A 15912-nucleotide genomic window follows, 5' to 3' on the forward strand; every position below is an offset into this window, starting at 1 on the left:
CGACCTTTGAAAAGCAGCGTGGCAATTGACGGCATAAATCGGTCGGCTACGATTAGTGCTCTGAAAGCAGCCGCAAGCTGGCAAACATGAGCGGCGGTAGCAGGACCTCCCTCAATTCGTCACCAGGCCAACTGTCGGGCAAAACAGCACGTCGGTGATCAAAGAAGACAGAGCAAGAATTCGGAAAGCTGCGATTATGGAACAGGACGAAATCCTTCTTGACGCGGAAGAACGCATGGAAAAAGCGGTCGACCACTTTGCGTCGTCACTGACTGGTATCCGCACAGGCCGCGCGAATCCCGGGTTGGTCGATTCCATCAAAGTCGACTACTACGGATCACCGACGCCGCTAAAGCAAATTGCCAATGTCAGCGTCCCTGAACCTCAGCAGATCATGATTCGCCCGTTTGACGTGACGAGTCTTGATGAGATCGCAAAGGCCATTCAAAACAGCGATTTGGGTATGGCTCCCAACAACGATGGCCGAGTTGTTCGCCTGAACGTGCCGCCGTTGTCCACAGAACGCCGCACGCAGTTGGTTGGGCGAGTCAAAGAGCTGGCTGAAGAAGCGCGAGTTTCAATTCGCAACATCCGCCGAGACGCAAATAAGCACGCGGATCAGGCGGAAAAAGACAAATCGATGTCTGAAGACGACCGCGAGCAGACCAAGGAGAAAGTTCAGGAGTTGACGAAAAAGTACGAAGGAACGGTCAACAAAGATGCGGAAGCCAAAGAAAAAGAAGTCATGAACGAGTAGTGCCGTCGGAATGGTGTGCGAGTCTTGTGACGACGATGAATTTGAAAAACCACCGATCGGCCTTACGTGCCGTGATGAACTGACACAAAAGGGAATGAGTTGTCACATCCGAAACTGTTGAAAAAACTGAAGCCGGACCCAAAGCCGAAACTTTCCTGGGAAGAACGCGTCGTGTTGATGCGGCGAATGCGCAACCGACGCCGAAAGACTCGAAGCTGAATATTTCGTCTCTGGCCAACTTGCACATGTGTGAGTCAAATCCCAAGACCTCCGGCCTTATGGCGACAAACAAAACATGCCCCGCAGCATCAAGGCCGCGGGGCATTTTTGTGGACGGCCAGTCGAACGATTTTACGTAACGTACGTTAGGTGTTCTTACAGCGTTTCACGCTGACCTGTGGCCGCAGAAATCGGTAATTGTTCTACGTGGGCCGGTTGCCACGAGCCAGAACCGTCCACAACAAAACGTAAATTGCTCTAGTCACTTTCCGTCAGCTGACCGCATGCTTGATAACGACAATGACGTGCCAGACCTGCACGCCCGACTCGCGTCAACCGCTCGGTCCCGCCGCGCCGGCCGCCTGAAAAGTTCGGAAACGATTTCCGTCTCCGTCGGTGCTCTGGCGGCACTGGTTCATCTCGGAGCGTTAGACACCGCCACTCGTCACGTGCGAGAAATTCAGTGGCTGGTGCAACTGACGATGGTTTGGTTGTGCGTCAGCCGGCTGATCCGATTTGTTGACAACTTTCGACCGGCCGAAGTTTTTCGCGACATCCTGAACGCTCGATTGCCGGTTCCGGCCATCTGGCTGGTCGGGACGGTTGTGATCAAGGTCGCGGGATCTTCAGGCCATGGCGTCGGTTTGTATTGGTCTGAGATCGCCGTTGGCACTGCCGCAGTCGTCACGCTGCTGTCCGCTCTTCGACGTTTGGCCGCCGAAACTCACAATTCGGCCGTGCTACTCGCTGGATCGTTTCTGGTTGTAATCTCAATCGGCACCGCCGCGCTGAAGCTTCCCGCCTGTCGCGCGAGTGACGAAAATGGCAACGCTCAACCCGCCGCAGAGTGGGATGTTGCTTTGTTTACGGCGACCAGCGCTAGTTGCGTGACGGGGCTGATTGTGAAGCCCACGGGCAGCTACTGGAGTCCAACCGGTCACGCTGTGATCTTGTGCCTGTTCCAGATTGGTGGCCTGGGGATTCTCACCTTCGGTGCGTTTCTGGCGGTTCTCAGCGGCCGACGCGGACTTCAGTTCCGAGAAGCTCGCACGCTGCGTGAGATGCTCGACGCAGACAGCGTGCAAAGGTCACGCCGACTGCTGTTAACGATTCTGTTGTTTACACTCGTGGTCGAAGCGGTCGGCGCCGCGTCGCTGCTAAGCCTTTGGCCGGAACTGCCTTTGCTGCAACGCATCTGGCACGCCGTGTTTCATTCGGTCAGCGCGTTTTGCAACGCCGGGTTCTCACTGCGAGACGATGGCTTCCAGGGCTGGGGGACACGCTGGCCGGTGTGGGGGCCGGTCACAATGCTGATCATTCTGGGCGGCCTTGGGTTTTCCGTCGTCCACGATTTGTGGGTTTGGTGTTGGCAACATTCACGACGGCAAAAGGCGACTCCCCTGTTCCGCCGCATCGGTATGCGACCGCGGTTGAGTTTGCATTCCAAGCTTGTGCTGTGGTCCACGGTTGTGTTGCTGGCGGGCGGAGCGGTGTGCTGGTTTGTGTTGGAATCAATTCCTGCAGAAGCCGGCGGTTCCGTGTCAGCGCGAGTCGCAGACGCATGGTTTCAGTCGGTCACGTTTCGGACGGCCGGATTCAACACGGTCGACCACGCAGCGATGCAACCGGCAACCAAGCTGATGGCCATCTTCCTGATGTTTGTCGGGGCTGCCCCGGGGTCGACCGGCGGCGGCGTCAAGACGGTCGTTTTTGCAATCACGATGCTAAACATCTGGGCCGTTTTTCGAGGCCGGGACCACGTCGAAATATTTGGACGATCGATTCCCGCCAACCAGGTGTCTCGATCGCTGTCAATGATTGCAGTCGGTACCTTCATTGTGTTGGGTACGACGGCATTGCTGACGATTTTTGAACGAGAGCCCGACCGGTTTCTGGACCACATGTACGAAGCCACGAGTGCGTTTGGCACGGTCGGCGTTTCTGCCGGCGTCACGTACGGCCTGTCGACGCCGTCGCGACTTCTGATCTGCGTCGTCATGTTTCTTGGCCGAGTCGGCCCGATCACTCTGCTGCTCGCCATGGCCTCACCGGGCGAGTCGACTCGATACAGCTATCCGGAAGAACGAGTGAGCCTCGGCTGATGCACCTGTGATAAACGTCGAACGGACAGCGGCGCGGCAGTGCTTCTTGAAACCAGAATCAAACCGCCGGCCCAACGGATTAGCTTTCCGTACGCCCAGGGAATATTCCTACAGCGTATCACGCTGACTTGTGGCCGCGGAAATCGGTTTTTGTCCTACGTGGGCCGGTTCCCACGAGCCAGAACCGTCCACAGCAAAACGTAAATTGCTCTAAGCCATCTCAAGCCCGTCCATCGTGCCTGCCGCGTCTGCGAACTCGTCCGTTTCTATGCCCAGTCTTTGCAGCATGGAAACGTAGAGCTTCGGCAACGGATAGTTATTGTCACTGTCGAACTGCAAGTGCTGACCGTGACGGAAGCCTCCGCCAGCCAGAAGGATGGGCATGTTCTTTGTGTCGTGGCTGCTGGCGTTACCGAGGTTCGATCCGAACAACACCATCGTGCTGTCCAACAGAGTCGATCCGCCTTCTTGAGACGCCGTAAGTTTGCTGAGGAACCGGCCAAGCGATTTGATCATTTCAGTTTCCACAATCGTCAGCTGTTCAATCTTGGTCGGATCCTTGCCGTGATGAGACAGCATGTGATAATCCGTGTCGACTCCGGGAATCGTCGGCACGGCGTTCATGCCCGTGTCGTAGAAGGTGATGAAGCGAGTCGAATCGGTTTCCAAAGCCAGATGCATCATGTCGTATATCAGATCGGCTCGTTCAATCATCTTTGTGCGGTCCGGTTCGTCACGTGGCGCGGCAACGTCAACTTTTGGCTTCGGCCGGTGCTCCCACGCTTCGGCCTTCACCAGACGTTGCTCGGCTTCGCGAACGGCATTGAAGTATTGGTCGATCTTGTCACGATCGCGGCCGCTTAGTTTCTGCTGCATGCGGTTCGCTTTGTCCATCACCACATCCAACACGCTTTGTCCATCTTTCAGTCGCTGGACCTGGTGAGCCTTTTCCGACGGTTTGCCTTCGAGAAACAATTGTTTGAAAACTCGGGATGGAAAACTGGTGGCAGGAATTTCAACGCCGGAACGGGACCACGACAAGCCGGGACCGGAACTCGTCAGCGACAGTGAACGAAAACGCGTTTCTGCGCCCAGTCGGTCAGCGGCGTACTGGTCCAGTGAAATGGAGTTCTGAAAACCAGCACTGTTCGGGTGTTTGGCCGCTGTCAGAAACGATTTGCCCGATGCATGTCCGCCTCCGACTTCGGGATGACTGCTGCCGGAAATAAACGTGAAGTTGTCACGATGCTCTTTCAAAACTTGTAGGTACGTGGGAAGTTCGTAGTCACGACCAGCTTGTTGCGGAACGATATTTGGCCCGTGCAGCCCAAGCCCCACGTTCACAGCGACCATGCGTCGCCTGCTCGTGGCCGTGTCGGAAAACGCAGCGGGTTGAGTCGCCTCCAGCAGCGGGAGACTAACGGCAACGCCGGATGCTTGAAGCAAAGTTCGTCGAGTGAGTGATGGCATGAAACTTCTTTCGGACTTTTTCGTTGCTCGGTTGCTCTTTAATCAAAGGCCACGGAGCAACCGTTGGCTGTGTGACGGCGAGGCACGCATGGTCATGGTCTTTGCAACAAATCGCTCTGGACAACTTCATGCACCAACGTGCGGAAGCCGTAATTTTGGGCAGCGATGTTCTTCACGATTTGTTCAATCACAAGGCGATCCGAAAAACCAACGCGACGACCCAGGGCGTACGTGATGAGTTTTTCTGTGAGACCTCGGGCGATTGATTCCTGGTCCTGTAAGAGGATTTGCTTAAGCTCGCGAATGTTGCGAAAGGCCGTGCCATCCGGAGTTTGGCCTGTTGCATCGACCGGCCGCCCGATCCGATATCGCACCCAGGCGAACGTGTTTGGATCCTGCCCGAAGCTCGGACGTTCGCCTTCGCCCAGTGTTCGATAACGGTCTCGATAGCCACCGATCACGTCAAAGTTTTCCAACGCAAAGCCGGCCGGATCGATCTTGTTGTGGCATGCTGCACACGATTCCACGTTTCGGTGTTTCGCAAGCTGTTCTCGCAGCGTCGTCGCACCGCGAATATCAGGTTCGACGGATCCGACGTTTGATGGCGGCGGAGAAACATGCTGCCCCATGATGTTCTCCAGCACCCACATGCCTCGAGTGACCGGCGACGTATTCGTGCCGTTGGCCGTGACCTTCAACACGCTGGCTTGAGTCAGGACTCCGCCTCGCACGCTGTCTTCGGGCAAGTCAACCTTGCGGTAAATCGTATGGCCATGGATACCGGGGATGTTGTAGTGCTTCGCGAGGCGTTCGTTCAGAAACGTGAAGTCGGAGTCGACGAAGTTCATCAGGCTTAGGTTCTGGTGCAACACTTCGTTGAAGAACAGGCGAGTTTCTTCGATCATTGAAATCTGCAGTAATTCGTCGAATTCAGGATACAAGTTCGCATCTGGCGATGTGAAATTGATGTCTCGCAAGTCCAGCCATTGCCCCACGAAATTTTCTGTGAAGGCTTTCGAGCGGTCATCTTTCAACAGGCGTTCGACCTGTTGTTGCAACACCTCGGCGTCGTTCAAACTGCCCGCGTCGGCTAGAGCCAGCAGTTCGTCGTCCGGCAAGGACGACCACAGGAAGTATGACAGCCGAGAGGCAATCGCGTGTTGGCTGATCTGTTCGGTGGCCGGCTCATCTAAAAACAGAAACTCGGGCGAACACAGGATCGCTTTCAACGCCAGCCTTAAAGCGCCTTCGAAACTCCGGTCTGCCGCCAACGCTGATTCGACCAAATCGAAGTATGGTGTCATTTCTTCAGCGGAAACCGGGCGACGAAAGGCTTTGGGAGTAATGCGATTCAGAATTTGCTTTGCATCGTCCAGGGTCGCAATTTCCGGATCAACGTCGCCAAACAGCGCTGCACGGCTGGGTGGCGGCCATTCTTCCAATGGGCCTTCGATGGTGATATCGCCGATTTCAAGCCCGGGCTCAGGGTAAGTGTCGGCATCTTTGCGAGTATCGCGCGTTCCGTAACACTTTGGTTGAAAGGTCCCGTTGTCTTCAACCAGGCGATCGGTAAATTGAATTGTTGTCCATTCCGGCGGAACGTCGTAATACCCGACGACGTGTTTTTCTCGCCGCCCAACGATCGTGTCGCCACCGTAAATTCGCAAGGTCACCGGTTTGTCACTCTGAATGGCTCGCACCTGCAGCGTTCCGCGGTAGGTGCCGGCAGGCGGGCGTTCGCGAGCGAAATTCACCAGATTGGTGGGGCAGTAGTTCGATTGGAATATGACCAACCCTTTGTCCGTTCGGCGAAACATTTTTCCAATCTGTTTGGCATTAAACAGCTTGCCATCGTGAGTCGACTGCGTTGCGAGGTTGGTTTTGTGTTGAATGTACTTTGGCTTCTTTGATGGACCAAACACAGCGTCCAGCACAATATCCGCCGCCTCTAAATACGCCTGAGCTGCCTCAGCCGAAACCGCCAGTCCTTCGCCAACGTTGTCAAAGCCAGATGTGGACGTGTCCTGGGGCAGAGTCTGGTTCACGACGACGAAGATGCCAAACAGATCGCGAACCGTGTTCTCGTACTCGATCCGATTCAAACGCCGGAATACGACATCGTTCTGCCGCCGATGGGCCATCGTTAAGGCGTCGCTCAAAATGTTGAGCGTGTTCTTGACTTCCGCAGGTTTGGGGCGAAGCTGGCCTTTCGGCGGCATTTCGCCATTCGCAATGCGATCGTGAATCAGCGTCCATCGCCGCGTTGCTTCCGCGTCCGAGAGCTCCGTTTTCAAGGCTGACAAATCGAGTTCACCGTCGCCGTCGGAGTCGCCGTGACAGTCCAGGCAATGAGCTGTAAAAAATGGCTGCAGTTGCTGGTGCCACGGATCCGCACAGGCGGTTGACGGCACGCTGGTGACGGCGATGGCTAGTAGCAAGGCTGTTTTCATCCCGCGATTGTACCGTTCCGCCGGATGACACTCCAGAGCCGATCAGGTCTCACGCAGTGCGACAACGACAATCAGCGTCTGCAAACACTTCTCAAAAGCAACACGTTTCGCTATAGAAATGCTTCCCGCCGGTCACGGCGTAAACTGGCTGCGACCCAATGCTCACCACGTCTCCAAGGACTGCAGAAAAGATGGCCACCGACGAATTACCGGAGAAACAAGAACGCCGTTCGCTACTGACGGAAATGCGAACCGCCGAAGATTGGTGGGCCATCTGGTGCGGAGCTTTGTTACTTCTGATTGCCTTCGCTGTCGTCTGGGTAAATCGCCCGGATAATATTGCTGAAACTCTTGCGGCCAACGAAGAAATCAAGATTTCGAACCCGCTGAAACCGTGGCTGGCCAAGCCAGGTTCGTGGACCGATTCGCCTCTGCATGCCTTTTCGAAGCCAGCGGTCGACGATGCACCGGCGACGCACACCTGGCTAGGAATTCTCGGTGTGTTCGCCGTCATCGCAGTGTTGTTCGGCCTGGCGATGCAGATTCGCAGCAGGTCGGGCGCGGCCTTTTTGAAGGCGTTCCCATTCATTTTTCTGCTCGCGACACTCGCCTACACAATGGCTGGGCACAGTGTGGTGAAGGCCTACAACCTGGAATACGCCTTGTGGGCTCTGCTGGTCGGACTCATTATCAGCAACACGGTCGGCACGCCGAACAGCTTGAAGGCGGGAGTGCTGACCGAATTTTACATTAAGACGGGGCTCGTGCTTCTGGGCGCAGAGGTCCTGATGTCTCGGTTGATGGCACTTGGATTGCCCGGCATCTTCGTGGCGTGGGTTGTGACGCCGATTGTTCTCATCAGCACCTACATTTTCGGGCAGAAGGTCCTGAAGATCGAATCGCGATCGTTGAACATGGTGATCTCAGCCGACATGTCTGTTTGCGGTGTGTCAGCCGCCATTGCGACGGCGGCTGCGTGCAAGGCTAAGAAAGAAGAATTGTCACTCTCGATCGGCATGTCGCTCACTTTTACAGTGATCATGATGATCGTCATGCCGATGGTCATCACGGCCACCGGAATGGACGAAGTGCTCGGCGGTGCGTGGATGGGCGGCACGATCGATTCGACTGGGGCCGTCGCCGCGGCCGGAGCGGCTCTTGGTGAACGAGCGATGGAAGTCGCTGCCACTGTGAAAATGATTCAGAACATCCTGATCGGCGTCACTGCTTTTTGTGTGGCGGTTTACTGGACGACGAAGGTCGAAGCTGATGAATCCGGCGCGAAGCCGAGCCTGATGGAAATCTGGTATCGGTTCCCAAAATTCGTGCTTGGCTTCGTGGTCGCGTCGATCTTGTTCTCCATTCTGCATTCCACAATGGCGGCCGGGCCCGAGATCGTGGATTCCGTGATCAAGGGCAGCACAAAAACATTCCGAGGCTGGTTCTTCTGCCTGGCCTTCGTGAGTATCGGGCTGGACACCAACTTTCGCGAACTGCTGCCTCACCTGAAAGGCGGCAAGCCGTTGATTCTGTATGTTTGCGGTCAGTCACTTAACCTGTGCCTGACGCTGTTCATGGCGTGGCTCATGTTCCACGTCGTGTTCAAAGACATGGTGCAGGAGTTGGTGAAATGATGTCGCAGGCAGAATCGCCGTCCGGCGCACATCAGACGTCAACCGCTTCCGTCGCCTCAGGCCCGGCACGGTTGGTGGTGTGCGTGAGCTTCATTGCAGTGGTTTGGCTGGCGGTTCTGCCGTGGTGGGCGAATCAGCCAACAATGCAGCAGCACTTGAATGAACTCGACGAACAGGGTATCGACCCCAGCGCTATGTACTATACAGAGCTGGAAGCGATGGAGCCGATCCTGCGACGGCTGGAACGCCGATAGACGCGGCGTACGATTTGCTGTCGCGCTAAAACGATTGAAGCCCGGCCCTTCGACAAGCCGGGCTTCTGCTTTGATTAGCCATTCACGTGCAAGGCCTTCAATCCTTCGCGTTTTGATTGCGCAACAACTGAGGCGGGAAGTCAGCCGGTTCCGAACCGCTTTTTAATCTAAGGTTAGAGCCCATCGAACGCTTGTGGCTGAACGGCACGCGAGCCGCATCGGATTCTGCCAGAATCTTGTGCAGGTCCGCTCGCATTTTTCGGATGCGAGGCTGTTGATCATCGTTGAAAATCAGGTTGTGCTCTTCATGAGGATCATTCTTCATGTCGTAGAGTTCGTCCAGGTCCCAGACGCCGTGATACTGGATGAATTTGTACTCCGGTGTTCGCAACGCAAACGTTGTTGGTGTCTGAGGGAAGTTGTATTCCCAGTAATATTCGTACAACAGATTTTGACGCCAGTCGACAGCCTTCGTCTTTCCGGCAGCCAGTTGAAGAAAGCTTTGCCCGTCCATTTGATCGGGCGTCTTCACGCCAGCCGCCTCGAGAATTGTTGGGCCGATATCGATATTTGCGACGACCTCCTTCACAACGGTGCCGGGCTTCCACACGTTCGGGCACACGCCCACCAGGGGAACTCGCATCGATGCTTCGTACGCCGTACGTTTGTCGATCAGTCCGTGTTCGCCCCACTGAAATCCGTTGTCGCCCATGTACAGCACCATCGTGTTGTCGGCCAGGCCATTGTCCTTCAGCCACTGGCGAACCTTCGCGATCGATTCATCGACGCTCAACAACGCTTCGCAATACAAGCGGTAATGTTCTGCGATGTCGGTGTCCTGATGATATGAGAATTCAACACCGTGCCAGCTGTTACGCTGGTTCTTTAGCCACATCGGTTTGTTGCGATAGTTCTCATCGGTGTTGGCCATCGTCTTCGGCTTTGGCAGTGGCTTGCCCTTGTAGCGCCCTTCGTGGCGTTTGGCCGGATGAAACATTCCATGGACGCCTTTGTGCGACAGATACACGAAGAACGGTTTGTCGCCTCCTTTGACAGATGAATCCATCCAGTCGAGGGCGTAGTCGGTGAGTTCGTCGGTGATGTAGCCTTTTTGAGGGACCGACTTGCCGTCGACGTTCAGCGACCACTTCTTCAGGTGTTCTGGCGGGTAGTAATGCCCCTGTCCGCGAAACGACACCCATTTATCGAACCCGGGGCGAGGTGCATCGGAGTGACCGCCCATGTGCCACTTGCCGAAATAGCCGGTCGTGTAGCCCGCCGCCTGCAGATATTCCGGAAAGAAGACCGTGCCTTCCGGCGTGAGCACGTTATTGTCGACCACGCCGTGGTTGTGCATATACTGACCAGTCAATATGGACGCTCGACTGGGCGAACACAGTGACGTGGTGACCATTGCCTTTTCGAAGTACACGCCTTCTTTTGCCAGAGCGTCCATGGCGGGAGTTTCGGCCCATGGATGTCCGAGAAAACTCATCACGTCATAGCGATGATCATCCGACAGTATAAAGACGACATTCATCGGCTTCGCGCCGTCAATTTTCTGAACGTCAACTTCTGCAGCGGCTACAAACCCACAGACCGACATCTGCATCAGCAAGGTCACAACGGATAAATGAACTCGACGCATGAATGATCCTTTGTTCGGTGCTAAGAACAGCCAATCGTCCACCGCCGGAAACCAGTGGACCAACCAATTCAGCCTGCATCCTACAGAGGACGGAATCCGTTGTCGTCTGCCCGACTTCAATCAACCTATCGCGTTTTGTGCGACTTTCTGAATTCCACGGACGGAATTTAGCCATTCGCCGCCTACACTATCGCGCCCCGCTCGCCCAGACTGCATTCCTTGTTTTTGCGCCCGGGTTTTGCAAATGCGGGGCGAATCCTCTAACTTTCCACCCAGCAATCCAGTTCCTGTGGGCCTGTTCTAACATACGGAGACAATTCAGAAATGGCAAAAGCGAGAAGCAAATCGACACCGGCACGGAGCGCACCAACAGGTACCGATGGCAAAGCGCTGCTGGACAACGCCCTCGGGCAGATTGAGAAGCAGTTCGGCGAAGGCTCCATCATGAAGCTGAATGCCACCGGGTCGGGTGGTATTCCAGGGATTTCAACTGGCGCACTGTCGCTGGACCTGGCCCTGGGCGGACGAGGTTTTCCGCGCGGCCGCATCATCGAACTTTACGGACCTGAATCCAGCGGTAAAACCACGCTGGCTCTGCACACGATCGCGAGTGCTCAAAAGGCCGGCGGGATCGCAGCGTTCATCGATGCGGAACATGCACTGGATCCTTCGTGGGCGCGAAAAATTGGCGTGAACCTGGATGACCTGCTGGTGAGTCAGCCATCGTACGGTGAAGAAGGTCTGCAGATTGCCGAGATGCTGATCAAGTCGAACGCCGTCGACTTAATCGTGGTGGATTCCGTTGCGGCACTTGTGCCGAAAGCGGAACTGGACGGCGAGATTGGCGATACTCATGTGGGCCTGCAGGCACGGATGATGAGCCAGGCGATGAGGAAGCTGACGGGCGCGATATCCAAGGCGAAGACCACGGTAATCTTCATCAACCAGATTCGTGAAAAGATCGGTGTGATGTTCGGCAGCCCGGAAACGACGCCCGGCGGTCGAGCTCTGAAGTTCTACAGTTCGGCTCGCGTCGACGTGCGGCGGATTTCGTCGCTGAAGGATGGAGACGTACAAATCGGTATTCGCATGCGTGCGAAAATCGTGAAGAACAAAGTTGCTCCGCCGTTTCGTATTGCTGAGTTCGACATGTACAACACCAGCGGCATCAGCATGGAAGCTGACCTGCTGGATCTGGCGGTTGAAGAAAAAATCATCGACCGCAGCGGAAGCTGGTTTAGCTACGGCAAGAATAAACTCGGGCAAGGCCGGGACCGCGCGCGAACTTTTCTGGAAGAGAACCCGGATGTCGTGATCGAAGTGCGGAATAAAGTTCTGGCAGCGAAGGGATTTCCGACAACACCGGCAGAAGCTTCGGACGCCGAGATTGTTGAGGAACAGTCCTAATCCGAAAGGCAGATCAGCCACGGCAGGAACTTTCAGCAGTCCGCTTTGTGATCTGTTCGAAAGTTCCTGCAACGTTGCTTTGGCGTATGAAAGGCGAGTAGCGCGTTCGTGAAAGGTGCGAGGTTCGGGTTACGTGCCGGAAAGCCACTTCATTTTTCGGCGCTCGATGTTCTGCGAGGCGACCAGGGAACACGTAGTCCACCTTCGTTTTCGTCCTGCTTTCGATTGCTACGAGCCTCCAGTTCCCAAAGCTGACGCAGGTCGAAGCGGTCGCAAGTCTCCTTAGTAATCGTCCTGGCACTTATCTCTCAGCATGCCACTGTTGTGATTTAGAGCGCAGTCGGCTTGCGTCTTGCTTGCCACAATCTTGCTTTCATGTGGAATTGTTGCATCGACTGCTTTTATCGCATCCTGGCTAAGATGCTTTATCGAATTGCAATCTGTAGCGCGGCTTGCTTACGATCGAAGAACGGCACGACGTTGCCGTACCCCACCTCATACCCCACCAGTGCATCTCCCAACTCCCTCCGCATTTTTTACCGGCACACCTCCCACCAGTGCCGCATGCGCTAGAAAAACTTCCAATGCGTTTTTCCATTGCTTTGCTGCTTGCGTACAGCTTTGCTACGAGCTCCATTACAGCCTCTGCAAACGACGATCTTGCCATTGACCTCGGGCAGGTAAACGCCACCGCAGACTGGATACTCTTGGACAAGACTGCGAGTCTGGACGACGGCACGTTGATCCTCGACGGTCGCCAGAAGATTTCCCGCGCGTTCTATTCGCCTCTTGAATGGAGCGATGTGAAACTCACGGCAAAGTTCTTCGTCGAACCACAGCCAAAAGGTGTGTTGTCTTGCGGATTCATTGTTCGTGCTGTTGATGGCAGCAGTTATTACTACGTGCACTTCGATCGCGGTCAGGCGATTCTGGTTCGACACAGCGAAGCGAGTGAATGGACAGAGATCAAGCGAGCCTCAGGCCTCAAAAAACCGGCCGGTGAATGGCACGAAGGGCAGGTCGAGTGTTCGGGCAACACGCTGCGCGTGTCGCTGAATGGAAACTTGCTGTACGAGGTTCAGGACGACAATCTTAAGGGCGGGCGAATCGGGTTTTACGGCAGCCAGGGGCTGGTTCGCGTCAAGGACATTCGCGTGTCCGGGGCCTCAAGGAAGCCCGCCGAAGAATTCCACGTTCCATTGCCGAGTTATTCGTTCGTATGTGAAGATGCTGGTGCTGGCGGATACGAAGCATTCCCGGATATCTGTCGCCTGAGCGACGGTCGCCTGATGTGCGTGTTCTACGCCGGCTATGGCCACATCGCTCTTCCTAATGAGCAGCTGCCTAAAGGCGGGCGCATTTCTTACTGCCTTTCAGACGACGAAGGCCAGACGTGGTCCAACGCAGCCACGCTATATGATGGACCAGATGATGACCGCGATCCTTCTATTATGCAGACGAAAAGCGGTCGACTGATTTGCAACTTCTTTTCATTGCGCAAAGGACTTCCGGGAGAGAAATATACCGGTCTGGGTTCCTGGATTATCACGTCTGATGACATGGGAACCACATGGTCTGAACCTCAGCAGATTTCCGAGTCTCAATATTGCAGTTCCCCAATCCGACAACTGACTGGCGGACGTTTAATTTTGGGGCTGTATACCGGTGCCAAAAGCGATTCGCACGGGGCGGTCGTCTTTAGTGACGACGACGGCGACACGTGGCAGCCAGAAGTGCTCATCAACAATGCTGGTGTTCGTCTGGATGCAGAAACGGACCTCATCGAACTGCGCGATGGCACGCTTTACGCCGCTCAACGGCCGCAGATGGCGTATTCCACTTCGAAAGATCGTGGAGCCACGTGGACAGTTTCGAAGCCGATGGGTTTCCCCGGCCACTGTCCCTACTTTCTACGTACAAACGATGACGTGATTGTGTTGGCATTTCGAATCCCCAATACCAGTTTGCGGTTTAGTCGCGATGAGTGTCAGTCCTGGAGTGACAATATCGTGGTGGATGGAGTTATCGGTGCCTACCCATCCATGGTCAATCTGAAGGACGGCAGCGTGCTAATTGTTTATTACGAAGAAGGCAGTGGATCCAGCATTCGTTCCAAGCGTTTCCGAATCACTGATTCCGGACTCGAATGGATCCCGCCATCACAATGAAGTCTCGTTTTGTTTTGCATTTTAACTAAGAAAAGACTCCTGCAATGAGAGAATCTAATTCTCGTATAAAGCGTGCGCGTGGATTCACGCTCATCGAACTTCTTGTCGTCATAGCGATAATCGCCATCCTGATTGCGCTGTTATTGCCAGCGGTCCAGCAGGCTCGTGAAGCCGCCCGGCGGACTCAGTGCAAGAACAACATGAAACAGATCGGACTGGCGATGCACAACTATCACGATACTCATCGCGTGTTCCCGTGCGGAGTATTTTCCGGAACGGGCCATGTTTATAAATCTGCCGGCATGCACGGCAGCGGATGGTTTCATCAAACCCTGCCACTCATCGATCAATCTGCGGTCTATCAGTCGATCTCGAATTTCTTTGCGGCCGGAGCTGCGGTTGGCGGGGACAATGAAGTTTATCGTGCTCCGGCAGCGATTCGGCAGCTGCGAGTTCCCGCCTTCATGTGCCCTTCAGACCCAAATAGTGGATCGCTGGCTGGCCCCGGCCACGCCAATGGTTTTCAGGGCAATTACTTGATGTGTATGGGGTCGGACAACCTGGGAACATACGGTGGATGGCCCTCCGCATTGCACGGCAATAGGCGGAACGGAATGTTCTATTTTCAGTCGTCCACAAGGATGAGAGATGTGACAGATGGGACAAGCAATACAACGATGGGCAGTGAATCTGTTTCACGGGGCACAGGTCTGGAGTACGGTGCTCCCGGTCAGTACTGGAACGGCTACTGGGGCGGCCCGATCTTCACCGCCGCAGAAAACCCAAACACGCCAGTCGCAGACCGTATTCACACCTGCCTGAATACAACAACACCCAAGGCACCGTGCGTCACCATCGGTGGAACGGGAACCAACGCCGGTGTCTATGCCAGAAGTATGCACACTGGCGGAGTACATATCATTCTCGCAGACGGATCGACGCGGTTTGTCTCCGAGAACATCGCGCTGTCAATCTGGCAAGGACTGGCCACGCGAGGCGGCGGCGAAGTCTTAGGCGAATACTAATGGAACCACACATTCAGCGACGCAGTTTGACCATTAAGGGAGATTCTGAATTGACCCATAGATGTGACAGCGGCGGCCATCCCGCGCACACCGATAACTTCCCTCGCCCGGTTCTCAAAGACCTTGCTGCAGTCATGCGAAGATTGATGGCGACGCTACATTTTCTTGCATTTGCCGCCCCGATGTGCACAGCTAAATTTTGCCGCCTGTCTCTCTGCTGTGTTGCGGTTAGCGCCCTGGTGGTTTCAGGTTGCGGTGGTTCGACCGGACCTGCCACGGTGTCGGTATCCGGCGTCGTAACACTGGATGGCACACCGGTTCCTTCGGGGCAGATCCTCTTCAAAGACGCCGCAGGAGTCGAGAAGACTTACGCCGGTCAGATCACTGAAGGCGAGTTTTTGTTTCCGTCCACTCCTGGGCGGAAAGATATTTCGATTTCGTCTCCTCAGGAAGTTGCAGGAAAGGCAACGGTTGCGGGCGGTATTCCAGGGGACCCAATCAGCGCCGAGAACCCGGCGACCGAAATCGTCGAATCTATTCCGGTTCAATACAACTCAGAAACGAAACTGTCTGAAGAAGTCACGCTGGACGGCGACAATGAATTTACATTTGAATTGCTAACAAAGTAACTCACAGCGTTTCACGCTGACTTGTGGCCGCGGAAATCTGTTTTGGTCCTGCGAGGGCCGGTTCCCACGAGCCAGAACCGTCCACAACAAAACGTAAATTGCTCTAGCTGGTCGCTTCGTTGCGTCTGGGATATTGGCCTGACCGCCTG

General features: G+C 55.1%; 11 protein-coding genes. 8 read left to right on the top strand and 3 right to left on the bottom strand.

Annotation, left to right across the window (positions count from 1 at the left end; all coding sequences use genetic code 11):
- Positions 1–196 precede the first annotated feature (196 nt).
- Both frr and Fuma_RS33645 read left to right on the top strand, forming a co-directional pair.
- Entirely contained in the window at positions 197–757 is a 561-nt protein-coding gene (gene frr / locus Fuma_RS33640) for a ribosome recycling factor (protein ID WP_077028723.1), read from the top strand.
- 503 nt (positions 758–1260) lie between these two features.
- Positions 1261–3078, top strand: coding sequence for a TrkH family potassium uptake protein (locus Fuma_RS33645; RefSeq protein WP_083732506.1), 1818 nt, complete (start codon positions 1261–1263; stop codon positions 3076–3078).
- A gap of 210 nt (positions 3079–3288) precedes the next feature.
- Here the strand turns inward: Fuma_RS33645 and Fuma_RS33650 are convergent, their stop codons facing one another.
- Positions 3289–4548, bottom strand: a complete 1260-nt coding sequence (locus Fuma_RS33650; protein WP_077027973.1) for a DUF1552 domain-containing protein — start codon at positions 4546–4548, stop codon at positions 3289–3291.
- A gap of 92 nt (positions 4549–4640) precedes the next feature.
- Positions 4641–6998 carry a DUF1592 domain-containing protein gene (locus tag Fuma_RS33655; protein ID WP_077027974.1) on the bottom strand — a complete coding sequence of 786 codons (2358 nt, stop codon included), beginning with the start codon at positions 6996–6998 and terminating at the stop codon, positions 4641–4643.
- Positions 6999–7189: 191 nt separating this feature from the next.
- On the opposite strand from Fuma_RS33655, the gene Fuma_RS33660 reads away from it, so the two are divergent.
- Positions 7190–8632 carry a YeiH family protein gene (locus tag Fuma_RS33660; protein ID WP_218922515.1) on the top strand — a complete coding sequence of 481 codons (1443 nt, stop codon included), beginning with the start codon at positions 7190–7192 and terminating at the stop codon, positions 8630–8632.
- Positions 8629–8886 (top strand): hypothetical protein, encoded by a 258-nt coding sequence (locus Fuma_RS33665; RefSeq protein ID WP_218922349.1) that lies wholly within the window; start codon positions 8629–8631, stop codon positions 8884–8886. Before Fuma_RS33660 ends, Fuma_RS33665 begins: the two co-directional genes overlap by 4 nt.
- A gap of 97 nt (positions 8887–8983) precedes the next feature.
- Here Fuma_RS33665 and Fuma_RS33670 read toward each other — a convergent pair whose 3' ends face one another.
- Positions 8984–10534, bottom strand: coding sequence for a sulfatase family protein (locus Fuma_RS33670; RefSeq protein WP_077028725.1), 1551 nt, complete (start codon positions 10532–10534; stop codon positions 8984–8986).
- 324 nt (positions 10535–10858) lie between these two features.
- On the opposite strand from Fuma_RS33670, the gene recA reads away from it, so the two are divergent.
- The 4 genes from recA (at position 10859) to Fuma_RS36080 (ending at position 15763) form a co-directional block, all read left to right on the top strand.
- The gene (gene recA / locus Fuma_RS33675; RefSeq protein WP_077027977.1) at positions 10859–11941 is read left to right on the top strand and encodes a recombinase RecA; all 1083 of its coding nucleotides are present in this window, start codon (positions 10859–10861) and stop codon (positions 11939–11941) included.
- Between the two features lie 584 nt (positions 11942–12525).
- Positions 12526–14109 carry a sialidase family protein gene (locus Fuma_RS33680; RefSeq protein ID WP_077027978.1) on the top strand — a complete coding sequence of 528 codons (1584 nt, stop codon included), beginning with the start codon at positions 12526–12528 and terminating at the stop codon, positions 14107–14109.
- Positions 14110–14153: 44 nt separating this feature from the next.
- Positions 14154–15134, top strand: coding sequence for a DUF1559 domain-containing protein (locus Fuma_RS33685; RefSeq protein WP_077027979.1), 981 nt, complete (start codon positions 14154–14156; stop codon positions 15132–15134).
- A 278-nt stretch (positions 15135–15412) separates the two neighbouring features.
- Positions 15413–15763 (top strand): hypothetical protein, encoded by a 351-nt coding sequence (locus Fuma_RS36080; protein WP_218922350.1) that lies wholly within the window; start codon positions 15413–15415, stop codon positions 15761–15763.
- The last annotated feature ends 149 nt before the right edge of the window (positions 15764–15912 follow it).

The organism is Fuerstiella marisgermanici (genome assembly GCF_001983935.1).
GTDB lineage: Bacteria > Planctomycetota > Planctomycetia > Planctomycetales > Planctomycetaceae > Fuerstiella > Fuerstiella marisgermanici.